This is a genomic window from Stenotrophomonas maltophilia group sp. Smal17 (assembly GCF_030237045.1).
Taxonomy (GTDB): Bacteria; Pseudomonadota; Gammaproteobacteria; order Xanthomonadales; family Xanthomonadaceae; genus Stenotrophomonas; species Stenotrophomonas forensis.
On sequence record NZ_JASJSU010000069.1, the window covers coordinates 1 to 21,675 of the forward strand.

Here is a 21,675-nt window from a genome sequence, read left to right on the forward strand (position 1 = left end):
CAGCGGCCGGAACTACCGGGGTACCGCACCCGCATCCCTTTCCCAACCGTGAGAAAATGCCCCGCATGAACACTGCTACGTCCCCGCAGGCGCGCGGCTCCGGCCGCCGGACCCTGGTGCTGCTGTTTGCCGTGTTCTTCGGGGCGGTGGCGCTGGCCGCCGTGCTGCGCTTCTCGGGCTGGCAGCCAACCGGGCACCGCAACGCCGGCCAGCTGCTGAAGCCGCCGGTGGACCTGCGCCAGCAGGCGCCGACCCTGGCCAGCGGCCAGCCTTACCCATGGAATCCCGAGGCTCGTACCTGGCGCCTGCTGGTGGCCCCGGCCGGCGCCTGCGATGCACGGTGCGTCACTTTGTCGCAGGGACTGGGCAAGGTGTGGCAGCTGTTCGGCCATAACGCCGATAATGTCGAGATCCTGTGGCTGGGTACGCCACCGGCGTCGATCGCCTCGCTGCCCGCGCTGCGGCCGCTGGCTCCGTCGCCAGCCCTGCGCGCGGCGTTGCCGGGCGTTGATGATCCGGCGGGACTGCCGGTCTACGTGATCGATCCGAACGGCTTCGTGATCATGCGCCATGCCCCGGGTTCCGACCTCGGTGGCCTGCGCAAGGACATGGCCACGTTGCTGAAACTGAAGTGAGTCCCGTTTGATGAGCCTTTCCGCGCGTCCGGCGCTGCACCGCAATTTCCACCGCCTGGCGTGGTTCGCCATGATCATGACCGCGAGCACGATCATGTTCGGCGCCTTCGTTCGCCTGTCCGATGCCGGCCTGAGCTGCCCGGACTGGCCGACCTGCTACGGGCAGGCCACCTGGCCGCAGCACGTGGAAGAGACCATCGGCCACCCGGCGGCGGAGATCCGCCCGCTGGAGACCCACAAGGCCTGGCGTGAACAGGTGCATCGCTTCCTGGCCGGTGCGCTGGGCATCGAGATCCTGACCCTGGCCCTGCTGGCCACGCGCAAGCGCCGCTTCGGAAGCACGGCGGTGGTGACCGCCTGCGTACTGGTGGCCGCCGGCATACCGCTGTACATGATGGGCTGGCATGGCACCGCCAGCATCCTGGCGCTGATCGGCGAGGCGATCCTGCTGATCGCCGCGCTGCGCTGGAGCAACATCGACCTGGCGCGCGCTGCACTGCTGACCCTGGCGGTGGTGATCTTCCAGGCCCTGCTGGGCATGTGGACGGTGACCCTGCTGCTCAAGCCCATCGTGGTGATGGGCCACCTGCTGGGCGGCATGCTGATGTTCGGCCTGTTGGTGTGGATGGCCTGGCGCGCGACGCACATGCCGATCACCCTGGCCGAAGCGCCGAAGCTGAAGTGGCTGCTGCGCATCGGCGTGGCCGTGCTGGTCACCCAGATCGCACTGGGTGGCTGGGTCAGCGCCAACTACGCGGCGCTGGCCTGCGGTGGCGGCAGCGCCTCGCTGGACAACTTCCCGCGTTGCGCCAACCAATGGTGGCCGCAGCACAATTTCGTCGAAGGCTTCACCCTGTGGCGTGGCATCGGCGTGGACTACGAAGGCGGCGTGCTGGACGGCGCGTCACGCATCGCCATCCAGATGGCGCACCGCATGTTCGCGGTGGTGGTGGCCGTCTACCTGCTGTGGCTGGGCGTGCGCCTGTTCCGGTTGCCGAGCATGCGAGGCTGGGCCAGCGCGCTGATCGCGCTGCTGGTGCTGCAGGTCACCCTCGGCATCCTCAATGTAAAGCTGGCGCTGCCGCTGGAAGTGGCGGTGGCCCACAACGGCGTGGCCGTTGCCCTGTTGTTCGTGCTGGTCAGCCTGCTGGCCCGCCTGCGTGCCCCGGACTGATTCCATGTTTTCCAATTACCGCCAGTACTGGGACCTGACCAAGCCCAAGGTCGTCGCCCTGATCGTCTTCACCGCGTTGGTCGGCATGGTCCTGGCCATCCCCGGCGTGCCCAGCTGGGAGCAGGTGTGCGCCGGCCTGCTCGGCTTCCTCGGCATCTGGCTGGCGGCCTCGGCGGCCGCAGCGATCAACCAGCTGCTGGACGCGCACATCGATGCGCAGATGGCGCGCACTTCGTGGCGGCCGCTGGTGGTGGGCAAGGTCAAACCGTGGCAGGTGCTGGTGTTTGCCAGCGTGCTGATCGTGCTGTCGATGGCCATCCTGGTGCTGTGGGTGAACCTGATCACCGCGGTGCTGACCTTTGCCTCGCTGATCGGCTACGCGGTGATCTACACCGTGTACCTCAAGCGTGCGACCTCGCAGAACATCGTGATCGGTGGCCTGGCCGGCGCGATGCCGCCGATGCTGGGCTGGGCGGCGGTGACCGGCATGCAGGGCTCGTCGGACTGGGCGTATTCGTCGCTGCTGGTGCTGATCATCTTCATCTGGACCCCGCCGCACTTCTGGGCGCTGGCGATCTTCCGCCGCGAGGACTACGCCAAGGCGGAAATCCCGATGCTGCCGGTGACCCACGGCGTGGTGCACACCCGCAAGCAGATCATGGCCTACTCGGTGGTGCTGGCGCTGGTCTGCCTGCTGCCGTACCTGGTGGGCATGAGCGGTGCGTTCTACCTGGGTGGCGCGATCGTGCTCAACGCCGTATTCCTCTGGTACGCCTGGCGCATGCTGGACCCACCGGACGAGCTGTTCTCGATGAAGATGTTCCATTATTCCATCGTCTACCTGATGGCGCTGTTCGCCTTCCTGCTGGTGGACCACTGGATCCTGCCCTGGCTGTAAGGGGCTGCCCTTTGTAGAGCCGAGCCATGCTCGACTCAGGCCCAAGCTGAGGGCGGCAGCACCCACGCATGCCGTGGATCACCTTGAACCGCGGTTGCTGCGTCGCCATTGCTGTTCCTGACCCCAAGGAAAGGAACGAGCAGGGATGCATTCGATCTTCCGCTGGACCGCTGCGCTGCTGCTGGCGCTGGGCATGGCCCTCAGTGCGCATGCCGACGATACCGCCGCGCAGATCCGCCAGCACGCCGGTGACCACCGCCTGCTGGTACTGGGCGAGTTCCACGGCACCCGCGAGACACCGCTCTTGGTGCGCCAGTTGGTGGACGACTACAGTCGTAACGGCCCGATCCTGCTGGCACTGGAACTGCCGCGCGGCGAAAACCCCACGCTGCGTGATTACCTGGCTTCCGATGGCGGGGCCGCAGCACGCCAGCGCCTGCACGGCCGCGCGTTCTGGACCGTGCGCGACGACCAGCACGATGGTCGTCGCAGCCGCGACATGCTGGCGATGATCGAAGGCCTGCGCGCGCTGAAAGCGCAGGGGCGCGCGATCGAGGTGGTCGGCTACGACGTCAATCACAGTGACGGCGGCAGCCAGGCCCGCGATGACCGCATGGCCGCCGAACTGCGGCGCCTGTACCGGCGCTTGCCTGAAGGCGCACGCATGGTCGTGCTGACCGGCAACGTGCACGCCATGCTGCAGCGCCCGGCCGATGCCCCGCCGGAGATGCAGACCCAGCCGATGGCATCGGCACTGCGCGACCTGGATATCTACAGCGTGCGGCTGGAAGCGTTGCGCGGTCACTTCTGGGGATGCATGGATCGCTGCAAGGCACTGGCCCTGCTCGAACGGCCAGCGCGTGCGCCGGAGGTCAACACCCATGCCGGCCGCGAGTACGACCTGTGGGTGTGGATGCAGCAGCTGAGCGTTGGCACGCTGCTGGAACCGTGATGGATACCAGTAGATCCACGCCATGCGTGGATGGTAGCCCGCGGAATCCGGTGCATTCAGTGTCGGCTTCTGCCCCCGAGGGCCGCCATTTCGCCCGTTGACCAGGCCGCCACGCGTTAGGGTTTTGCCGCGCTTTCAGCTTCCTGCGCGCGATGGGTCACAGATGCAAACTCATTCAACAAGCTGGTTGATCCAAGCCAGATATACAGGTGTTGCGGGATGACTCGCAATTCTCTGGAGCAAGGCGGTCGTGATGAAGTTTCCTCTGCTGTGCGGTGCCTTCGTGGTGATCGCCGTGAATGCACCTGCACCTGCACCGGATGAAGAGGCGGGCGCAGTCGGGCAATGGCTGCAGCAACGCGTCATGCAGGCGGCTGCACAGGCGAGCACGTCGCCTGCGGGCAGCTACCGTGTCGTGCGGTTGGCAGACCTGGATGCGCCCGAAGAAGTGAAGCAGCAGCTTCGCGCTGACATCGAACGATCCAACGGTGTCGTGCAGGCTGCAGCAGGGAACATCCCCTCACAGGCTGAAATGCTGGCGGCCGTGCCCCGCACTCAGCGTTCGGCGTCGGAACTGCGCCAGCGCCTGCCGCAGCCCCCCAGCAGCCTGGAAGCCAGCGTCCTGGGTCCGGCCGAGCTGATAGGGATGGAGCCCAGTGGCGCGCTGGAGGGAGGCAGGTCCTCGGGACTGAGCCGCTTCTTCCAGTTGGAAGGCGTCGGCGTCGTGGAATTCAGCGAGAACAACTTCGTCGCCGCGGGCACGCGTATCGAGGTCATCGCCGAGGCGCAGAACACAACGGTGAAAGGCGCGCCCGCGCACGTGAAGAAGAGCGCGGACAGTGCCGGCCGTACCCGCGTCGAGCTTGCCTGGACAGGAGACAGCAAGACCTACAGCTTGATCGCCACCGGCGAACGGGGGAGCGACGTGGAGCGCAACGCGCGAGTGCTGCACGACATCGCTGCGGATATTGTGGATTAGCGGCGCCGCGAGAGTCATCCACGCATGGCGTGGATCTGCTATAGATCCGCGTCATGCGTGGATGCGTGTTCCAGTATCAACCCGCGCGCCCGGTCAGGGCGCGCGCTTGGCATACCGCTGCGCGATCACGCCGCAGACGATCAGCTGGATCTGGTGGTAGATCATCACCGGCAGCACGATGGCACCGAGGCTGCCGCCGGCGAACAGCACCTTGGCGATCGGCACGCCAGTGGCCAGGCTCTTCTTCGAACCGCAGAACACGATGGCGATTTCGTCTTCGCGGTTGAAGCGCAGGCGGCGGGCGATGAAGGTGATCAGCGGCATGGCGATGCCCAGCAGCACGGCGGCAACCACCGCTACGGCCAGCAGCGAGAGCAGCGGCGTCTTGCTCCACAGGCCCTCGGTGACGGCTTCGCCGAACGCCGAGTACACCACCAGCAGGATCGTGGCCTGATCGGTGTAGCGCAGCAGCGCGCGCTGCCTCTCGACCCAGCCGGCGATCCACGGTCGCAGCAGGTGGCCGGCCACGAACGGCACCAGCAACTGCAGCATGATGCCGCCGATGGCATGCAGCGGATCGTGGATGCCGCCGGAGGTGCCGGCCAGTGCGGTCAGCAGCAGCGGGGTCAGGAACACACCGAGGATGCTCGACAGCGAAGCACTGCACACCGCTGCGGGTACGTTGCCGCGCGCCATCGAAGTGAACGCGATGGACGACTGCACGGTGGAGGGCAGGGTGCACAGGAACAGCACGCCCAGGTACAGCTCCGGGGTCAGCAGCCAGCCGGACAGCGGCTTGAACATCAGCCCCAGCAGCGGGAACAGGATGAAGGTGCAGGCCAGGATGGTCAGGTGCAGCCGCCAGTGCAGCATGCCGCCGATGATCGACTCGCGCGGCAGGCGCGCGCCATGCAGGAAGAACAGCGCGGCGATGGCGACGGTGGTGACATCGTCGAGCACGATGGCGGCGGCGCCCTTCATCGGCAGCAGTGAGGCCAGGCCGACGGTGCACAGCAGGGCGATAGTGAAGTTGTCAGGTCGCAGGCGCGACCACCAGCGGGTCATGGTGGGCAGAGTCCTTGGGACGGAGGAGTCAGGGCGAAGCGGCGGGCGCGGCCAGGCGTTGGCGGGTGGCGGCTTCCAGCGACGTCACGCCGGCACGTTGCCCGAGCTGCAGGGCGTGTTCCGGGCTGGCGTGTTCGTAGCGTGCAGTGACCAGGGCGAGCACGGCACCGGCGCGGTTGCCGGACGCGCAGTGCAGCAGCACCGGACCTGCGCTTTGCTGCAGGGCCTGGTGCACGGCGCGCAGGTTGGCCGCATCCAGGCCATCGGCCCCGGCCACGGGAATGCGTACGTAGCGCAGGCCCAGCGATTCGGCCATGCCGGCTTCATCGAAGCCGCGGTCTTCATCGGGCTGGCGCAGGTCGATCACCGTGCGCACGCCCTGCGCGGCCAACGCCCGCAGCTGCGTGCCGCTGGGCTGGCCGCCGGCATACAGGCCAGGGCGGACTTCATTGAGAGGGGCGTTTTCGGCCAGGGCCGTCAGCGGCAGGCAGAGCGACAACAACAGCAGGCAGGTCAGGCGCAGCAGCATGGTCCTCTCCGGGAAAGCAATCTGCCGCTACAGGCGCAGTCCGGCGCGGGCCTTCAGCAGCTCGCGCAGTTCGTACTTGTCAGTATCGTCCAGACCCTGCTGGCGCTGCTTTGCCAACAACTCCTCCAGACGTTGCACCAGCAGCTGTTTCTCCAGCTGGGCCACGGCGTCGTGCAGTTCCTGGGTCCAGCTGGCTTCAGTGCCAGGCAGCGTCTGCGCCGCCAGCGTATGCAGCGCGGCCTGCTCTTCACGGCCGTCGAAGTGTTCCAGCAGGGCGCCGGTACTGATGTCCGGGCGCTGCTCGACCAACCCCAGCAGTTCCAGCAGCAGCTCCACGCCGGGCAGGCGCAGGCCCTGGAAGTGATGCTTGCCGCCCAGCGTGAGCGCCAGCGAGGGTTGCTGCAGCAGCACGGCGATCGCGCCGCGCACCAGGCTGCGCCTGGCCACCGGCTGGATCGTGCGCGCCGGCTGGCGCTGCGGCATCGGTGCGCGCGCGGACGCGGCATTGCCGCCGAGGCCGGTCAGCTGCGCCAGCTGCTGCTTCATCAGGTCGCCGAAGGCGCCATCGGGAATCTGCGCCAGCATCGGCTTTGCCCGCTCGGCCAGGCGTGCCTTGCCGTCCAGCGTGCCCAGGTTGATCTCGCGGGTGAGTTCGTCAAAGAAGAACTGTGACAGTGGGGTGGCCTGCTTCAGGCGCTCGTTGAACGCCTCGGCGCCTTCCTTGCGCACGATGGTGTCCGGATCCTCGCCATCGGGCAGGAACAGGAAGAAGGCCTGGCGGCCATCCTTCATGCGCGGCAGCACCGACTCCAGCGCCTTCCAGCCGGCGCGGCGGCCGGCGGCATCGCCATCGAAGCAGAAGAACACGTCCGGCGCGTTGCGGAACAGCAGTTCGGCATGGTCCGGCGTGGTCGCGGTACCCAGCGTTGCCACCGCCTGGGTGACCCCGAACTGGAACAGCGAGACCACGTCCATGTAGCCCTCGACCACGATCAGCCGCTCGATCTTCTGGTTGGCCTGGCGTACCTGCCACAGGCCGTACAGTTCGCGGCCCTTGTGGAACAGCGCGGTCTCGGGGGAGTTGAGGTACTTGGGGCCGTCGTCCTTCTCGAACACGCGGCCGCCGAAGGCGATGACCCGGCCACGGCGGTCGAAGATCGGGAACATCACCCGGTCGCGGAACTTGTCGTAGACGTGGCCGCGGTCGTTCTTGGAGAACAGGCCGGCGCGATCGAGCAGCTTCATGCGGCGCTCGTCCTTGCCCAGCGCATCGCGCAGGCCGCTGTAGCCATCCGGCGCGTAGCCGATCTGGAAACGCGCGCGGTTCTCTTCATCCACGCCACGGCCATCAAGATAGCTGCGGGCCTTGTCGCTGCCCTGCAGGTTGCTCTGGAAGAACTTGGTGGCCGCCTCCAGCGCCGAGTACAGCTCGCGGCTGTCATCCTGCTGCTGGGGGCTGCGCGGGTTCTCGTTGCGCGGCACTTCCATGCCGGCGCGCTTGGCCAGTTCATCCACCGCATCGAGGAACTCGAGGCGGTCGTAATTCATCAGGAAGCTGATCGCGGTGCCGTGCGCGCCGCAGCCGAAGCAGTGATAGAACTGCTTGGTGGGCGAGACCGTGAACGAGGCCGAGCGCTCGTCATGGAACGGGCAGCGCGCCGCGTACTCCTTGCCCTGGCGCTTCAGCGGCACGCGGCTGCCCACCACCTCGACGATGTCGGTGCGGGCCAGCAGGTCGTCGATGAAAGCGTCGGGGATACGGGCCATGGGCAACAGAACGGGGCGCGGCCGCCAGGGCGCGCTGCAGGGGGCGGCAGGTTCCCCTAGTTTACTCGCTGGCGATGCCGGGACCGGCCTGTTGGCCTTCAGCGCCGGCACGGGCCAGCTGCGCCCGTGCATGCTGGCGTTCGTCGATCACCGCGGTCATCAGCGCACCGACGAAGAACACGGCGGTGGCGTAGTAGATCCAGACCAGCGCGATCACCAGTGCGCCCATCGACCCGTAGGCACTGCCCGGGGCCACGGTAGCGATGTAGACGCCGATGCCATAGCGGCCCAGGGTGAAAAGCACCGAGGTGATGGCACCGCCGATGAAGGCCTGGCGCCAGGCCACGCGGCGGTCCGGCAGGTAGTGGTAGAGGAAGGCGAAGGCCAGCGTGTACAGCAGCAACGAGGTCAGGTAGCCGATCGCAGGCAGTACCGAGGGCAGCTGCGCGAACACCACCTGCAGCGCGGTGGTGGCGGTCATCGACAGGATCAGCAGGAAGCCCAGCGCCAGTACCACGCCGAACGAGAACACGCGCTTGCGCAGCCAGGCCTTGATGCCTTCCAGGCGCTGGCCGCTGGTGTGGAAGATCCGGTTCAGCGCGTTCTGCAGCTGGGCGAACACGGCGGTGGCGCCGACGAACAGCAGCAACGTGCTCCACAGCCCGGCCAGCGAACCAACGCTGGGCTGGCTGTTGGCGTTGTGCAGCACGGTGTCGGCGACGCTGGCCACGCTGCTGCCGGCCACCGAGCCGATCTGGCTGATCAGTGCCTGTTGCGCGGGCGGGTACAGCGAGGCGGTCAGCCACAGCAGCAGCACCAGCAGCGGCGCCATCGACAGCAGGGCGTAGAAGGAGACCGAGGCCGCCTGGGTCAGCACGTCGATTTCGACGAAGCGCTTGGCCACCGCCATCGGGAAGCTGTCCTGCAGGCGATCAGCGTAGTGGCGAAGCCGTGCGGGGATGCCGTGGGGGCGCGTGTCGGCGGGGGAGTGCGATGGCTCGACCATGGGGATGTTGTAGCAGCCGGGGGTCGAAGGTGCGGTGAAGCGAGTGCATCGATGGGGTCAGAGCCCTTCCGCAGCGCGAAAGGGATCCGACCCCGGCAATGGCTTATGCCAGCTGCTGCTTGACCAGCTTGGACACCAGGCCCATGTCGGCCTGGCCGGCGAGCTTGGGCTTCAGCGCGCCCATCAGCTTGCCCATGTCGGCCGGGCCGGAGGCACCGGTTTCGGCGATGGCGGCCTGGATGGCGGCCACGATTTCGGCTTCACCCATCTTGGCCGGCAGGTAGGCTTCGATGACCACGATCTCGGCACGCTCGATCTCGGCCAGGTCTTCGCGGTTGGCGGCTTCGAACTGGCTGACCGAGTCCTTGCGCTGCTTGACCATCTTGTCGAGCACGGCGATCACGGCGGTGTCATCCAGCTCGATGCGCTCGTCCACTTCGCGCTGCTTGATGGCGGCGTTGATCAGGCGGATCACGCCCAGCTTGTGCTTCTCGCCCGCCTTCATGGCGGCCTTCATGTCTTCGGTGAGCTGCTGCTTCATGCTCATGAGGAACCTCGTGGTGGTGGTGGGGCGGGGCGGGTGCCCAAACCCGGAAACGCAAAAAGCCGGCGACGCTCGCGCGTGCCGGCTTCGGCTTCACCGCGGAAGGACGAGCCCGCCGCAATGAAGATGCGTCCGATCAGTACAGGCGCTGACGCTTGGTGACGTCGCGCGACGAGCGGCGCAGCTGACGCTTCACAGCAGCGGCGGCCTTGCGCTTGCGCTCCTGGGTCGGCTTTTCGTAGAACTCGCGCTTGCGGGTTTCGGCCAGCACACCGGCCTTTTCGCAAGTGCGCTTGAAGCGGCGAAGAGCAAACTCGAAGGGCTCGTTCTCGCGGACTTTGACGCTGGGCATGGAATCTCCGGGACACAGTAGAACCGGGTCACGCCCGGCGAGCCGCACATTATAGCGGCGAAACGACAAACTGCAAGCGGCCAACCCTGAATACGGGCCGGGGGTTCGAAAGCAGTGAGATCTGCACGTCCCCCGAGGGGGCGGCAGGGGCGTCATAATAGCAGGCATGCGAGTCCTTGGCATCGAATCTTCCTGTGATGAGACCGGCGTGGCGGTGTATGACACCGACCTGGCCGGCAGCGCGGCCCTGCGCGCCCATGCGGTCTACAGCCAGATCGCCCTGCACGCCGAGTACGGCGGTGTGGTGCCCGAGCTGGCCAGCCGTGACCACGTGCGCAAGCTGCTGCCGCTGGTGCGCCAGACCCTGGCCGAGGCCGGCCTGGGCGTGGGCGACATCGATGGCGTGGCCTACACCGCTGGCCCCGGCCTGGTCGGCGCCCTGCTGGTGGGCGCGGGCGTGGCGCGTTCGCTGGCCTGGGCGCTGGAGGTGCCGGCAGTGGGCGTCCACCATATGGAAGGCCATCTGCTGGCGCCGTTGATGGAAGACGACCCGCCGCAGGCGCCGTTCGTGGCCCTTCTGGTGTCCGGTGGCCATACCCAGCTGGTGGCGGTGGACGCGATCGGCCAGTACCGCCTGCTGGGCGAGACCCTGGACGATGCAGCCGGCGAGGCCTTCGACAAGACCGCCAAGCTGATGGGCCTGCCGTACCCGGGCGGCCCGCAGCTGGCCAAGCTGGCCGAGCAGGGAACACCCGGCGCGTACCGCTTCGCACGGCCGATGACCGACCGCCCGGGGCTGGATTTCAGCTTCTCCGGCCTGAAGACCCAGGTCCTGATGGCCTGGCGCGACAGCGACCAGAGCGAGCAGACCCGCGCCGACATCGCCCGTGGCTTTGAAGATGCCGTGGTCGAGACCCTGTCGATCAAGTGCGAGCGCGCGCTGGAGGCGGCCGGGACCAACGTGATCGTGGTGGCCGGCGGCGTCGGTGCCAACACGCGCCTGCGCGCACGCCTGAAGCAGATGGCGGAGCGCCTCGGCGGCCGCGCCTGCTTCCCGCGCCCGGCGCTGTGCACCGACAACGGCGCGATGATCGCCTTCGCCGGCGCGCTGCGCCTGCAGGCCGGCCAGCACAGCCCGCCGAAGGTGGACGTGACTCCACGCTGGGACATGGCGACGTTGCCGGCAGTGTGAACCCCGACCGCCGCGCTCTGTATCGTCAAGCCATGCTCGACTGCGCGTGATCGAGGCTACACACGCGCACCCAACGGCGACGCTGCCAGCACGGTCGTCGCCCGCTCATGGCGCTGCAGCCACCCCAGCGTATGCGGGCAGCGCGCATGGATCAGCCGCCCGATCGCCGCCAGGTCCGCGCCGAGGTCGCGTTCCAGGATGGGCTCGTGGTGCACGATGCGGTTGCGCAGGTGGCGGATGCGCCCGATGTCTGCATGGATGGCTTTCCTGATCACGCTTGGATGAGCTGCAGGCGCATGACGCAGAACCGTCCCGAGCGCCGGTATCCACAGCGTGGCGTCGAAGCGACAGGTGAAGAGCTGCTGCCAGAACACCATCGGCAGGTCAGCGACGATCCCCGGTGTATCTGTTGCGCGGCTGGCGACCTGTTCCAGCGTGGCTCTGGCTGAGGTGGATGAAGAGGCAGGTAGCCTGCGTCTGAAGGCATCGTTCCAAGGCCAGCGCGGGCCGTGCTGTCGGGCCAATGCCGATGCCGCTGCGTTGCGCGTGACCACTTCGCACAGGTGGACCGGCATCATCAACGCGCCGCACATCCGCATGTTCCACACGTACAGGGATTCGGCAGTAACGTCAGGGCCGCAGGTTGATGCGATTCTCTCGTAGGTCGACAACCGCTCCGCTGACAACGCGCGCCTCAATGCATCGTATGCAGCCATTGTGATGTGCGGTGGTGAAGGGAAGACGCAGGTTGTCCAGGGATCGAGTCGGCCACCATCAGGAAACCTCCTTGCGTGCGTGGCCTGTTTCCCGCGTTTCGGCCGGGGCGAACACGAGGGTCTGCGTTGTCGGCATTGGCCTTGACCCACCGTTTGATGACTGACTAGTCTGGGCACCTGCGCCACCGGGACTCGCGGCTTGAGAAAGCTCCCCCCGGGGACAAAGGTAGTACCAAAGGGCTCCGCTAGCGGGGCCCTTTGTTTTTTTCGCGCCCGCCTCGGTCGGAGTGCCCACCGCCCGTTCCGGGCAGGCTCACCGCCGTGCCGTTACCATGGTTGCCTGTATTCGGCTGGTAACCGCAATGGACAAGGTTTTCATCGAGGGGCTGACGATCGACGCCCTGATCGGTATCTACGATTGGGAACGACGGATCCGCCAGGACCTGGTGTTCGACCTGGAAATGGGCTTCGACAACCGTCGCCCCGCGGCCACCGACGACATTGCCCACACCCTGAACTACAAGGCGGTCAGCAAGCGCCTGGAGCAGTTCGTGCGCGAGTCGGAGTTCGGCCTGGTCGAGACCCTGGCCGAGCGCTGTGCGCAGATCGTGCTGGACGAATTCGACGTGAAGTGGCTGCGCCTGAAGCTGAGCAAGCCGGGTGCGGTGCGTGGCGCACGCGCGGTGGGCGTGATCATCGAACGCACGCGGGACTGACCCGGCGACGCCGGCTGCGGCCGGCAACCTGGTAGTGCCGGCCGCTGGCCGGCAACCTCAACAGCAAAGAACGAAGCAAGGAGACAACCGATGGTGGACGCGGTGGTGGCGGTACAGTGGCTGGAAAAGCTGCAGAACACACTGGAACCCTATCCCGGCGCCTACCTGGCGTTGATGATCACGGCGCTGCTGGTCGCAGCGGGCCTGGCCAACTGGGTGACCAAGCGCATCCTGCTGCGCGGGCTGCGGCGTCTGCTCAGCCGCCTGCCGGGTGCCGACACCGGCCGTGGCAGCCATCTGATGCGGGTGATCTCGCGCCTGTCCAACGTGGTGCCCAGCCAGGTGATCGCCTCGGGCATCCGCATCGTACCGGACCTGCCGCCGGGTCTGGTCAGCTTCATCATCGGCGCCTGCCAGGCGTGGGCGATCCTGACCGTGGTGCTGGCGATATCGCATGCGCTGGATGCGGCCAACGACCTTTACGAGCGCCGCCCCGAGGCACGCAACAAGCCGATCAAGGGCTACCTGCAGGTCGCCAAGATCGTGATCTTCGTGATCGCCGGGCTGTCCATCGTCGCCACTCTGGCCGGCGTTGACCTGCGCTATCTGGTGACCGGCCTCGGCGCGGCCACCGCGGTGCTGATGCTGATCTTCCAGGACACCATCCTGTCGCTGGTGGCCAGCGTGCAGATCAGCGGCGATGGCCGCGTGCGCATCGGCGACTGGATCGAGATGCCCAGCCAGAACGCCGACGGTGACGTCATCGACATCGCGCTGCACACCGTGACCGTGCAGAACTTCGACAAGACCATCACCACCATCCCGACCAAGAAGCTGGTGACCGAGTCGTTCAAGAACTGGCGCGGCATGCAGGAGGCCGGTGGCCGCCGCATCAAGCGCGCGCTGTACCTGGACCAGCACAGCGTCGGCTTCCTGGACGAGGGTGACCTGGCCTTCCTCGGCGAGTTCGCGCTGCTGCGCGACTACCTGCACGAGAAGGCGCAGGAGCTGGGGCAGTGGAACGGGCGCCTGCGCGAACAGGGCGTGGCCGAGGTCAACAGCCGCCGGGTGACCAACCTGGGCACGTTCCGCGCCTATGTGGAGCGCTACCTGCGCAGCCATCCGGGCATCCATACCGACATGACCCTGCTGGTACGGCAGCTGCAACCGACCACCGAGGGCCTGCCGCTGGAGCTGTACTGCTTCACCCGCAGCACCGCCTGGGGCGAGTACGAAGCGGTGCAGTCGGACATCTTCGACCACCTGCTGGCGATCCTGCCGGCCTTCGGGCTGCGGGTGTTCCAGGCCTCCAGCGATGCCATGTTGATGGCCGGGCAGCGCCAGTTGGCCGGCTCGGAGTAAGCTGCGAGGCCTCTGGCCGGACCGTACGGATCCGGCTGGAGCCTGAAACTGAACGACGAAACCTCTCGCCAAATGGCGCGGGATCGCTAGAATGCCGGGCTTGTAAACGTTTTCATCAAGGACTGCTGGTGGCCTCCGATCGCATCGAATCCCTCATTGCCCAGATGACCGTCGAGGAAAAGGTCGGCCAGCTGGGTGTCTTCGCGGACATGGTCCGCCCGTTCGCCCCGGACGTGAACCCGGAAGCCAACGTGCGCAATGCCGACCAGGTGCTGCAGCAGGTGCGCGAGGGCAAGGTCGGCTCGCTGTTCAATGGTGTCGGCGCCGAGCTGGGCCGCCGCATCCAGCAGGTCGCCACCGAGGAAAGCCGCCTGGGCATCCCGGTGATCCTGGCTGCCGACGTCATCCACGGCATGCGCACCGTGTTCCCGATCCCGCTGGGCGAGGCTGCCAGCTTCGAACCGGAGCTGGCCGAGCGCACCGCCCGCGCCACCGCCATCGAGGCGACTGCCGCCGGCCTGCACTGGACCTATGCGCCGGCCGTGGACATCGCCCGCGACCAGCGCTGGGGCCGTGGCGCCGAAGGGGCCGGTGAGGACGTGGTGCTGGGCTGTGCCTTCGCCGCCGCCCGCGTGCGTGGCTTCCAGGGCAGCGACCTGCGCGCCGACGATTCGCTGCTGGCTACGCCGAAGCATTTCGCCGCCTATGGCGCGGTGATGGCCGGCATGGAATACAACATGGTGGACATCTCGCCGCAGACCCTGCGCGATGTGCACCTGCCGCCGTTCAAGGCTGCCTTCGACGCTGGCGCGATTACCGTGATGTCGTCGTTCAACGACATCAACGGTGTACCGGCCAGCGCCAACGCCGAACTGCTGACCGACATCCTGCGCGGTGAGTGGAAGTTCCCGGGCGTGGTGATCTCCGATTACACCGCCGACATGGAGCTGGTCGCACACGGCTATGCCGCCGATGACCGCGATGCCACCGCCAAGGCGTTCACCGCCGGCCTCGACCTGAGCATGCAGAGCGGTTTCTACGCCGAGCACCTGCCGGGCCTGGTTGAGAGCGGCGAGGTGCCGATGGCGGTGCTGGATGAGGGCGTGCGCCGCATCCTGTGGCTGAAGGAAACCATCGGCCTGTTCGACGATCCGTACCGTTCGCTGGACCCGGCGCGCGAAGCCGATACCTCGCACATCGCCGCGCATGACGAACTGTCGCGCGATGCCGCACGCCGTTCGATCGTGCTGCTGAACAACCGCGACAACGTGCTGCCGCTGCAGAAGACCGGGCAGAAGATCGCGCTGATCGGCCCGTTCGTGCAGGACCGCGAGAACATCGAAGGCTGCTGGACGCTGTTCGGCGACAAGCAGCGCTACGTGGACCTGGAGACCGGCGTGCGCGCCGCCATCGGCGATGAAGCGCTGCTGGAGATCGTGCCCGGCTGTGATCTGGAAGCCGCGATTCCGGGTGGCACCGAAGCGGCCGTGGCGGCTGCGCTGCGCGCCGATGTGGTGGTGCTGGCACTGGGCGAACCGCAGCGTTACAGCGGTGAAGCGCAGTCGCGCGTTGAGATCACCCTGCCGCCGGCACAGCAGGCGCTGGCCGAGGCCGTGGCGATGACCGGCAAGCCGCTGGTGGTGCTGCTGCGCAATGGCCGCGCGCTGGCCTTGCAGGGCGCGGTGCGCAATGCACAGGCGGTGGCGGTGACCTGGTACCTGGGCACGCAGACCGGCCATGCCGTGGCCGATGTGCTGTTCGGTGATTACAGCCCGTCCGGCCGCCTGCCGGTCAGCTTCCCGCAGGTGTCCGGCCAGCAGCCGTACTTCTACAACCACCCGCGTACCGGCCGCCCGGAGCTGCCGACCATGTCGGAGTTCAAGGCACGCTGGCGCGAGATTCCAAACGAGCCGTTGTACCCGTTCGGCCACGGCATCGGCTACACCACCTTCGACTACGGCGTGCCGCAGCTGAGCGCGGCCCAGCTGGGCTGGGACGAGACCCTGACTCTTACCACCACGCTGACCAACAGCGGTGAAGTGGCGGGCGAGGAAGTGGTGCAGCTGTACATCCACGACCGCGTGGCCAGCCGCGTGCGTCCGGTACGTGAACTGAAGGACTTCCGCAAGGTGGCATTGCAGCCGGGCGAGTCGGCCGAGGTCGTGTTCACCCTGACCCGCGAGCAGCTGGCCTTCACCGGCCGCGACGGCGTGCTGCGTGCCGAGCCGGGCCAGTTCGAGGTGTGGGTGTGCGCCTCGTCGGCCGCTGGCGAAGCGGTGCAGTTCGAACTGCTGAAGGGCTGATCGAAGAAAAGGGGACGGAGGGAATTAAGTCGTTTGCGCCATAAACGACTTAATTCCCTCCGTCCCCTTTTTGTTGCCGTCACTGGGCTGGCGCTACCATCGGGCTCCCTGATTGGATGGAGTGCGTGCATGCGCCGGATGGCCTACCTGATTCCCGCCCTGCTGCTGGCGGCCTGTTCGCAGCCCGCGCCGCCGGCCGAGCCTGCGGCGGATGCGCCGCCGCCGATGCAGGCCAGCGCCTCGGCGACGCCTGCGGCAGAGCCCGCTGCCACAGCGCCGGCCACGCCTGTCGTGGATGCCCCCGCCGCCGAGGAGGGCGATGCACGCGCGCGCATCGAAAGCGTGCTGGGCGATGCCGCGCAGTACGAGAAGGTGTTCAACGCGTTCAAGACCGCCGTGGTTGGTGGTGACCGCGCGGCCGTGGTGGAGGAAGTGCGCTTCCCGTTGAACATCGCTGGTGGCAAGAAGATCACCGGGCCGGGCGAGTTTCAGCGCAACTACGAGAAGATCATCACGCCGGCGGTGGTCAAGGCGATGTCCGGGCAGGACTTCGGCAAGGTGTTCGTCAACCAGCAGGGTGTGATGATCGGTGATGGGCAGGTCTGGCTGACCGGCGAGTGCCTGGACAAGGCCTGTGCGCGTACCGAGGTGAAGGTCGGCACCATCCAGTGAATGCAAACGGCCCCGTGTACGGGGCCGTTGGGTAGGAGCGATGCCGGCCAGCGGCCGGCACTATCGGGCGTCAGGTCTTCGGGGTGAGCTTCAGCAGGCGTGCCTTGCTGCCGTCTTCGAGCAGCCACAGCGCGCCATCCGGGCCCTGTTCCACTTCGCGGATGCGCTCGCCCACGTTGAAGCGCTCGGCTTCGCGCGCGCTGTCGCCGTCGAAGGCCACGCGCACCAGCGAGGTGGAGGACAGGCCGCCGATGAAGCCGCTGCCCTTCCACTGCGGGAACAGGGTGCCGCTGTAGATCACGAAGCCGGCCGGGGAGATCACCGGCGTCCAGGTCACCTTCGGCGCGGCGAATTCCGGACGGGTGTCGTGGTCGGGAATCGGGCGGCCATCGTAGTGGTTGCCATTGGAGACGATCGGGTAGCCGTAGTTGGCGCCGCGCACGATCAGGTTCAGTTCGTCGCCGCCGGCCGGGCCCATCTCGTGTGCCCACAGCTTGCCGTTGGCATCGAAGGCCATGCCGAGGATGTTGCGGTGGCCCAGCGACCACACCTGTGCGGCGATGCCCCCCTGCGAGGCGAACGGATTGTCGGCGGGCAGGCTGCCATCGTCATTGAGGCGGATGATCTTGCCCAGGTTGCCGCTCATGTCCTGCGCCGGATCGAATTTCTGCCGCTCGCTGGAGCTAATCCACAGCTTGCCGTCCGGGCCGAAGGCGAGGCGGTGGCCGTAGTGGCCTTCGCCGCTGACCTTGGGGCTCTGCCGCCAGATCACCTTCAGGTCCTTCAGCTGGCCGGCGCCATTGGCGTCCAGCGCCAGCGTGGCGCGGGCGACGGCGGCACCACGGGTATCCAGCGTGCCTTCCTCGGCGTAGCTGAGGTAGATCACGTGGTTGCGGGCGAACTGCGGATGCAGGATCACGTCGCCGAAACCGCCCTGGCCGCCATAGGCGACCTTGGGAACGCCGGTGATTTCATGCTTCTGGCCGCTGGCCAGGTCCAGATGCTGCAGCTTTCCGCGCTTCTCGGTAACCAGCAGGCTGCCGTCGGGCAGGAAGGTCATCGCCCACGGTTGGTCGAAGCGGCTGACTTCGGTAGCGGTGAAGGGACGTTGGTCGGCGGCGGTGGTGGTCGCTGGTGCAGCGGCCTGGCCACCGTTGGCGGCCGGGTCGGCAGCGTTGCAGGCCGAGGTGGCAAGGATCGGCACCAGGCCGAGGGCGAGCAGCAGGGGCGTGCGGGTCATGGGTATCTCCAGTGCGGGGATGCGGATGGCCGGGCTGTCCCTTGTATACCACTGGAGCGGTGACCGTCGTGGCCCGAAGGTCCTGAACAGGTGCATGTCTGGACAGAGCCGGGCAGGACGCGGCTCTGTCGTGGGCGCGGTTCGATCAGGTACCGCGCGGTACGCCCTTGTCCAGCCGCTGGTCGAGGTTGACCGCCTCCTCCCAGCCACGGCGCACCGCGCTGCGTGCCTGCGCCCAGTCCAGGCGGCTGCGGCCGCGCTCGCTGGCCCAGCGTGATTCAAGCTCGCCCTCCACCTCCTCGTAGGCGCGGATGATGTCTTGCGCACGCGCGGCGTGGCCGATGCGGTAGGCCGGTTCATAGTCCTCGAAGAACAGCTGGTCGTCGTAGTACGGCTCGGCGGTGTAGCGCTCGCGCCAGAAGTTGCTCACCGCATCGCGCGGCGTGCTGTCGTCCGGTACGCGGCCGGGAATCTGGTACTCGGTCATGGAAGGGCTCCGTTGTGGACGAAGCCTGATCGTGCCTGCGGGCGGGTTAACCGCCGGGGCCGGCAGCGTGATCGCCAGATCAATCCGCCGGTCAGGGCGCGCCACCGTTCACCCGGCGTCGGCGTCCTTGCGTGGCAGCTTGTAGATCACCGCGCCGATGGCGAAGGCCACCAGCGCGGCGGCGATGTTCTGCCAGCTGGCACTGGCGAACAGCGCCAGGCACAGCAGCAGCGCCAGTACCGGAATCAGCGGGCCACCGGGCAGTTTCAACGCGCCCGGGCGGTCGGCATAGCGCTTGGCCAGTACCAGTACCGCAGCGGCGGTGCCGATGTAGGCGAACAGGCGCGTGGTCATCGACAGCAGCGCCAGCTGCACGAACGAACCGGACAACGCCAGGCCGAGCGCGATCAGGCCCTGGCACAGGATCGAGGCGGCCGGGGTATGGAAGCGCGGATGCACCTGCGCCAGGATCTTCGGCCCGTAGCCATCGCGGGCCAGCGCGAACAGGAAGCGCGGGCCCATCATCATCGTGTTGCTGTTGGTGCCGAGGATGGAGATGGTGGCACCGATGGTCAGGATCAGGGCCAGCGCTTCGCCACCGAATCCGGCGGCGGCGTCGGCCAGCGGCGTCGCCGAGCTGGACAGGCCGGCCAGCGTGCCCTGCGCCACCACCTGCACCGCGCCGTAGATGACGGTGACAGTGATGATCATGGTGATCAGCGCGAACGGAATATCGCGGCGCGGATTGCGGTACTCGCCGGCGGCGGCCGGGATGTTCTCGAAGCCGGCGTAGGCGTACAGCAGCAGGAGCGCTGCCTCGCCCATGCGCTGCAGGTCGTGCGGGTCCGGGCGCTGGCCGGAGAACGCCAGCTGCGGATCAATGTAGAACGCGCCGATGGCCACGAACAGCAGCAGCGGCAGCATCTTGCCGATCACCAGCACCACGCCGGTGCGCGCGGCCGAGCGCACGCCGATGATGTTGACCCCGGTGAGGAAGCCCAGCGAGACCACGATCACTGCGATGCGACCCAGGCCGGCGCCAGCCCACGGCCAGAAGCGTGCGACCGCATCGGCCAGCGCATTGCTGAGCGCCGCGGCCGAGCTGATGCGGGTCAGCCAGATCATCCAGCCGATCTCGAACCCGGCGAAGCGGCCGAACGCCTCGCGCGCATACAGGTAGCTGCCACCCGGTTCATCGAAGTAGCTGGCGGCCTGCGCGTAGCACAGCACCAGCAGCGCGACGACGATGCCGGCGGCGACCACGCCCCACAGGCTGAAGGGCCCGAGCAGGGCGACGGTGGCGGCCGGCAGCAGGTAGATGCCGCTGCCGATCACATCGTTGATCGACAGGCCGACGATCTGCCAGCGGCTGACCGCGCGCTGCAGCTGCGGTTCGTCCTGCGCGCTCAACGGGCGTCTCCGCTCAGTGCGGGCAACTGCCACTGTGCCTGCAGGCGCTGGTACTCGGCGCGCGGCAGCAGCACGAAGCGCGGCGTGTCCTGCGGCCGCAGCCAGTCCAGCAGCGCCTGCATGCGCGCCAGCGGCATGGCGGTGCAGCCGGCCGTGGCTTCGCCGGGCTGGCGCCACAGGTGGGCGAAGATGCAGCTGCCCTTGCCGGGCTGGTTGTCCGGGTTGTGGGCGATCACAAAGCCCTGCTGGTAGCGCACGTCGCCCCTGTTGTGCAGGTCCAGCCGCATCGGCTCGGTGGAGCCCTTGACCGCTGCACTGCCGACCTTGTTCGCATCGACGATGCGGTTGTAGAACGGCGAGGCGGGCACGTCCATGCAGTAGCTGCTGTCGAGCATCGGCTGGTAGGGCATCGCGGTGCCGGGGCGGGTGACGGCGTAGCCGAACGCGCTGCCGAGCGCGAACACGCCGGCCGGGCTGCGGCCGTCGCCTTCCTGCTTCTGCGGGCCATCGGCCTGTGCCGGATGCAGGCCCAGCCCCCAGGCGCTGCCGGTGCGGCCCAGTGCCACCGGGAATGGCTGCCCATGCGGGTGCCAACCCTTGCCGTCGCGTACATACGCCTGCAGTTGGCCCTGGGTGCTGTCCCAGCCTTCGCTGGTGACCACGATCAACTGGCGCGCGCCATCCAGCGGCGCGGCATGAACGGATAGAGCCGCAGCAAGCAGCAGCGCAGAGGCGGCAAGACGGACCAGCGATTTCATCAACATGCGCTCCGGTCAGGAATCCAGCAGGTGGTCGATCCGCTCCAGGTTCACCGCCAGTTGCTGCTGGCGGTCCGGATTGGCGTGGCAGAGCAGCACGAACAGGAAATCCAGCAGGGCATGCATGGCGCTACGGTACAGCAGCTGTGCGACCTGCGGCGCGCGGTCGTGCGCACACACCACCAGTGCCGCGTCGGCGTGCGCGCGCAGTGGGTTGGCGGTGTGGCGGGTGATCGAGACCACCTTGCCACCCATGTCCTGGAACTGCCGTGACAGCTGCGCAAGCTGGGGCAGATTGCCGAATTCGGAGAACACCAGCAGCACATCGCCGGGGCGCGCCGCCGACAGGTTGGCCAGCATCAGGACCGGATCGGTATGCGGCACCACCAGCAGCCCGAGCAGCGACAGCCGCATGGCGAACTCGCGGGCGTACAGGCCGTCATCGCCCAGCCCGTACACGAACAGCTTCGGGGCGCCATCGAGCAGCTGCACGATGCGTTCGATCTCCGCGCGCGGATTGGCCTGGCGGGTTTCCTCTTCGGCCAGCGCCTTGCTGCGACGCAGGGCCTCGCCCAGGCGCAGGTAGTCGTCGCCGCTGTCCGGCTCGCTCGGTGCCTGCTGCGTGTCAGCCCCGGCGCGCGCGACGTCCTGGCCGATGGAATACTTCAGGTCCGGGTAGCCCTTGAAGCCGAGCTTCTGGCTGAACTTCACCACGCTGGACTGGCTGATGCCCAGTGCGCTGGCCAGCTGCTGGGACGAGTAATCGCGCAGCAGGTGGGCGTTGTCGAGGATGAAGTCGGCGATGCGGCGTTCGATGGCCGACATTTGCCCGCGCTCGGAGCGGATCTTCAGCAGGGGCGGCATGCGGGGTGTCCGGGTGTCTGCAAAGGCGTTGCGGTTGGCAGCGTAGAGCGTGTC

At 67.5% G+C, this 21,675-nt stretch carries 22 protein-coding genes; 10 read left to right on the plus strand and 12 right to left on the minus strand.

Going from position 1 to position 21,675, the window contains the following annotated elements; all coding sequences use genetic code 11:
• The first annotated feature begins 65 nt into the window (after positions 1–65).
• From QRO93_RS15865 to QRO93_RS15885, 5 genes are all read left to right on the plus strand, one after another.
• Positions 66–635: a hypothetical protein gene (locus tag QRO93_RS15865; RefSeq protein ID WP_053448584.1), complete on the plus strand. Its 570-nt coding sequence runs from the start codon at positions 66–68 to the stop codon at positions 633–635.
• A 10-nt stretch (positions 636–645) separates the two neighbouring features.
• A complete protein-coding gene (locus QRO93_RS15870; protein WP_004153902.1) occupies positions 646–1,809 on the plus strand; it encodes a heme A synthase in 1,164 nt (387 codons plus the stop codon).
• A gap of 4 nt (positions 1,810–1,813) precedes the next feature.
• Positions 1,814–2,707, plus strand: a complete 894-nt coding sequence (gene cyoE, locus QRO93_RS15875; protein WP_285304282.1) for a heme o synthase — start codon at positions 1,814–1,816, stop codon at positions 2,705–2,707.
• 145 nt (positions 2,708–2,852) lie between these two features.
• Positions 2,853–3,659, plus strand: coding sequence for a calcium-binding protein (locus tag QRO93_RS15880; protein WP_180880644.1), 807 nt, complete (start codon positions 2,853–2,855; stop codon positions 3,657–3,659).
• A gap of 253 nt (positions 3,660–3,912) precedes the next feature.
• Complete coding sequence (locus QRO93_RS15885; protein WP_180880642.1) at positions 3,913–4,638, plus strand: hypothetical protein; 726 nt, start codon at positions 3,913–3,915, stop codon at positions 4,636–4,638.
• Positions 4,639–4,731: 93 nt separating this feature from the next.
• Here the strand turns inward: QRO93_RS15885 and QRO93_RS15890 are convergent, their stop codons facing one another.
• The 6 genes from QRO93_RS15890 to rpsU form a co-directional block, all read right to left on the minus strand.
• A complete protein-coding gene (locus QRO93_RS15890; protein WP_053510529.1) occupies positions 4,732–5,703 on the minus strand; it encodes a bile acid:sodium symporter family protein in 972 nt (323 codons plus the stop codon).
• Positions 5,704–5,731: 28 nt separating this feature from the next.
• Complete coding sequence (locus QRO93_RS15895; protein WP_180880640.1) at positions 5,732–6,232, minus strand: fused DSP-PTPase phosphatase/NAD kinase-like protein; 501 nt, start codon at positions 6,230–6,232, stop codon at positions 5,732–5,734.
• Positions 6,233–6,259: 27 nt separating this feature from the next.
• Positions 6,260–7,999 (minus strand): DNA primase, encoded by a 1,740-nt coding sequence (gene dnaG, locus QRO93_RS15900; RefSeq protein ID WP_053448590.1) that lies wholly within the window; start codon positions 7,997–7,999, stop codon positions 6,260–6,262.
• A 61-nt stretch (positions 8,000–8,060) separates the two neighbouring features.
• Positions 8,061–9,005 (minus strand): YihY/virulence factor BrkB family protein, encoded by a 945-nt coding sequence (locus QRO93_RS15905; RefSeq protein WP_053448591.1) that lies wholly within the window; start codon positions 9,003–9,005, stop codon positions 8,061–8,063.
• A 103-nt stretch (positions 9,006–9,108) separates the two neighbouring features.
• Positions 9,109–9,552 (minus strand): GatB/YqeY domain-containing protein, encoded by a 444-nt coding sequence (locus QRO93_RS15910; protein ID WP_004153909.1) that lies wholly within the window; start codon positions 9,550–9,552, stop codon positions 9,109–9,111.
• A 133-nt stretch (positions 9,553–9,685) separates the two neighbouring features.
• Entirely contained in the window at positions 9,686–9,901 is a 216-nt protein-coding gene (gene rpsU / locus QRO93_RS15915) for a 30S ribosomal protein S21 (protein WP_002808376.1), read from the minus strand.
• A gap of 166 nt (positions 9,902–10,067) precedes the next feature.
• Between rpsU and tsaD the strand changes: the two genes are divergently transcribed.
• Positions 10,068–11,093 (plus strand): tRNA (adenosine(37)-N6)-threonylcarbamoyltransferase complex transferase subunit TsaD, encoded by a 1,026-nt coding sequence (gene tsaD, locus QRO93_RS15920; protein ID WP_164087659.1) that lies wholly within the window; start codon positions 10,068–10,070, stop codon positions 11,091–11,093.
• A gap of 56 nt (positions 11,094–11,149) precedes the next feature.
• Here tsaD and QRO93_RS15925 read toward each other — a convergent pair whose 3' ends face one another.
• Complete coding sequence (locus QRO93_RS15925) at positions 11,150–11,809, minus strand: hypothetical protein (protein WP_180880638.1); 660 nt, start codon at positions 11,807–11,809, stop codon at positions 11,150–11,152.
• A 362-nt stretch (positions 11,810–12,171) separates the two neighbouring features.
• Here QRO93_RS15925 and folB point away from each other — a divergent pair, with 362 nt between their 5' ends.
• The 4 genes from folB (at position 12,172) to QRO93_RS15945 (ending at position 16,862) form a co-directional block, all read left to right on the plus strand.
• The gene (gene folB / locus QRO93_RS15930; RefSeq protein WP_005407807.1) at positions 12,172–12,525 is read left to right on the plus strand and encodes a dihydroneopterin aldolase; all 354 of its coding nucleotides are present in this window, start codon (positions 12,172–12,174) and stop codon (positions 12,523–12,525) included.
• Positions 12,526–12,615: 90 nt separating this feature from the next.
• Complete coding sequence (locus tag QRO93_RS15935) at positions 12,616–13,887, plus strand: mechanosensitive ion channel family protein (protein ID WP_053448594.1); 1,272 nt, start codon at positions 12,616–12,618, stop codon at positions 13,885–13,887.
• A 128-nt stretch (positions 13,888–14,015) separates the two neighbouring features.
• Positions 14,016–16,190 (plus strand): glycoside hydrolase family 3 N-terminal domain-containing protein, encoded by a 2,175-nt coding sequence (locus QRO93_RS15940; RefSeq protein ID WP_180880636.1) that lies wholly within the window; start codon positions 14,016–14,018, stop codon positions 16,188–16,190.
• A gap of 129 nt (positions 16,191–16,319) precedes the next feature.
• Positions 16,320–16,862, plus strand: coding sequence for a hypothetical protein (locus QRO93_RS15945; RefSeq protein ID WP_180880634.1), 543 nt, complete (start codon positions 16,320–16,322; stop codon positions 16,860–16,862).
• A gap of 70 nt (positions 16,863–16,932) precedes the next feature.
• On the opposite strand, the gene QRO93_RS15950 is transcribed toward QRO93_RS15945, so the two are convergent.
• From QRO93_RS15950 to QRO93_RS15970, 5 genes are all read right to left on the minus strand, one after another.
• Entirely contained in the window at positions 16,933–18,102 is a 1,170-nt protein-coding gene (locus QRO93_RS15950; RefSeq protein WP_285304283.1) for a PQQ-dependent sugar dehydrogenase, read from the minus strand.
• A 145-nt stretch (positions 18,103–18,247) separates the two neighbouring features.
• Positions 18,248–18,589, minus strand: coding sequence for a hypothetical protein (locus QRO93_RS15955; RefSeq protein ID WP_180880632.1), 342 nt, complete (start codon positions 18,587–18,589; stop codon positions 18,248–18,250).
• 108 nt (positions 18,590–18,697) lie between these two features.
• Entirely contained in the window at positions 18,698–19,999 is a 1,302-nt protein-coding gene (locus QRO93_RS15960) for an APC family permease (protein WP_053448599.1), read from the minus strand.
• Positions 19,996–20,757 (minus strand): L,D-transpeptidase, encoded by a 762-nt coding sequence (locus QRO93_RS15965; protein WP_180880630.1) that lies wholly within the window; start codon positions 20,755–20,757, stop codon positions 19,996–19,998. Before QRO93_RS15965 ends, QRO93_RS15960 begins: the two co-directional genes overlap by 4 nt.
• A gap of 15 nt (positions 20,758–20,772) precedes the next feature.
• Positions 20,773–21,621: a MurR/RpiR family transcriptional regulator gene (locus QRO93_RS15970; RefSeq protein WP_180880629.1), complete on the minus strand. Its 849-nt coding sequence runs from the start codon at positions 21,619–21,621 to the stop codon at positions 20,773–20,775.
• Between the last annotated feature and the right edge of the window lie 54 nt (positions 21,622–21,675).

Bases quoted from the DNA above. Each gene is read 5' to 3' on its own strand.
- QRO93_RS15865 (WP_053448584.1), top strand. From the start codon at position 66: ATGAACACTGCTACGTCCCCGCAGGCGCGCGGCTCCGGCCGCCGGACC.
- QRO93_RS15870 (WP_004153902.1), top strand. From the start codon at position 646: ATGAGCCTTTCCGCGCGTCCGGCGCTGCACCGCAATTTCCACCGCCTG.
- cyoE (WP_285304282.1), top strand. From the start codon at position 1,814: ATGTTTTCCAATTACCGCCAGTACTGGGACCTGACCAAGCCCAAGGTC.
- QRO93_RS15880 (WP_180880644.1), top strand. From the start codon at position 2,853: ATGCATTCGATCTTCCGCTGGACCGCTGCGCTGCTGCTGGCGCTGGGC.
- QRO93_RS15885 (WP_180880642.1), top strand. From the start codon at position 3,913: ATGAAGTTTCCTCTGCTGTGCGGTGCCTTCGTGGTGATCGCCGTGAAT.
- QRO93_RS15890 (WP_053510529.1), bottom strand. From the start codon at position 5,703: ATGACCCGCTGGTGGTCGCGCCTGCGACCTGACAACTTCACTATCGCC.
- QRO93_RS15895 (WP_180880640.1), bottom strand. From the start codon at position 6,232: ATGCTGCTGCGCCTGACCTGCCTGCTGTTGTTGTCGCTCTGCCTGCCG.
- dnaG (WP_053448590.1), bottom strand. From the start codon at position 7,999: ATGGCCCGTATCCCCGACGCTTTCATCGACGACCTGCTGGCCCGCACC.
- QRO93_RS15905 (WP_053448591.1), bottom strand. From the start codon at position 9,005: ATGGTCGAGCCATCGCACTCCCCCGCCGACACGCGCCCCCACGGCATC.
- QRO93_RS15910 (WP_004153909.1), bottom strand. From the start codon at position 9,552: ATGAGCATGAAGCAGCAGCTCACCGAAGACATGAAGGCCGCCATGAAG.
- rpsU (WP_002808376.1), bottom strand. From the start codon at position 9,901: ATGCCCAGCGTCAAAGTCCGCGAGAACGAGCCCTTCGAGTTTGCTCTT.
- tsaD (WP_164087659.1), top strand. From the start codon at position 10,068: ATGCGAGTCCTTGGCATCGAATCTTCCTGTGATGAGACCGGCGTGGCG.
- QRO93_RS15925 (WP_180880638.1), bottom strand. From the start codon at position 11,809: ATGGCTGCATACGATGCATTGAGGCGCGCGTTGTCAGCGGAGCGGTTG.
- folB (WP_005407807.1), top strand. From the start codon at position 12,172: ATGGACAAGGTTTTCATCGAGGGGCTGACGATCGACGCCCTGATCGGT.
- QRO93_RS15935 (WP_053448594.1), top strand. From the start codon at position 12,616: ATGGTGGACGCGGTGGTGGCGGTACAGTGGCTGGAAAAGCTGCAGAAC.
- QRO93_RS15945 (WP_180880634.1), top strand. From the start codon at position 16,320: ATGCGCCGGATGGCCTACCTGATTCCCGCCCTGCTGCTGGCGGCCTGT.
- QRO93_RS15950 (WP_285304283.1), bottom strand. From the start codon at position 18,102: ATGACCCGCACGCCCCTGCTGCTCGCCCTCGGCCTGGTGCCGATCCTT.
- QRO93_RS15955 (WP_180880632.1), bottom strand. From the start codon at position 18,589: ATGACCGAGTACCAGATTCCCGGCCGCGTACCGGACGACAGCACGCCG.
- QRO93_RS15965 (WP_180880630.1), bottom strand. From the start codon at position 20,757: ATGAAATCGCTGGTCCGTCTTGCCGCCTCTGCGCTGCTGCTTGCTGCG.
- QRO93_RS15970 (WP_180880629.1), bottom strand. From the start codon at position 21,621: ATGCCGCCCCTGCTGAAGATCCGCTCCGAGCGCGGGCAAATGTCGGCC.